The organism is Vibrio sp. 2033, from assembly GCF_033339735.1.
The window spans coordinates 1-722 of record NZ_JAWOVC010000323.1; the positions used below are offsets into that span (position 1 = coordinate 1).

The following is a 722-nucleotide window of genomic DNA, read 5'->3' on the forward strand; positions in this document are numbered from 1 at the left end:
TATATGAAGAAGCTGCACCCAAGTGTCAAAACAGAGCTGGGTGGTGACATCGAAGAGCAAGCCGCGCAACGCAACGAACAAATCATGTTCTTTGTGGCAGGGATGATCATTGTTTATATCTTGCTTGCCGTACCATTGAAGAGCTATACCCAGCCTCTTATCGTGATGTCTGTTATCCCGTTTAGTTTAACAGGGGCGATTTGGGGACATTTCTGGTTGGGGCTAGACATTAGCATGATGTCGACATTCGGTTTGATCGCAGCCGCAGGTGTGGTGATCAACGACTCGCTGGTGATGACAGATTATGTGAACCAAGTGCGAGAGAAAGGAATGAGCATCAAGCAGGCGGTGGTTGAGGCTGGTTGCGCGCGTTTCCGAGCGATTACGCTGACATCCATCACGACCTTTGCGGGTGTATTGCCTATTATGTTCGAAACCAGTCTACAAGCACGTTTCGTAATACCAATGGCCGTCGCTTTGGGCTTTGCTGTGCTGTATGCCACAGTCCTGACGTTGGTGTTAGTGCCTTGTCTGTATCTAATGCTTGAAGATATTAAAAACATCTTTCGAGCGATTAAGCGCTTCTTCCAGCGTGTCATTGGTCGTTTTAGAAAATCGTCAGTATCTTCAGATATTTCTGCGAATACATCGAACTAGCATCTCTTGTCTTAATAAAAAAGCAGCCTTCGGTCTGCTTTTTTTATGCCGAGGATTTAGGCCTG

At 46.5% G+C, this 722-nt stretch carries 1 protein-coding gene; it reads left to right on the forward strand.

Features of this window, described 5'->3' with window-relative positions:
* The coding region (locus R7P74_RS26365) for an efflux RND transporter permease subunit (protein WP_318123595.1) at window positions 1–657 on the forward strand (657 nt) is incomplete at its 5' end.
* Window positions 658–722 lie beyond the last annotated feature (65 nt).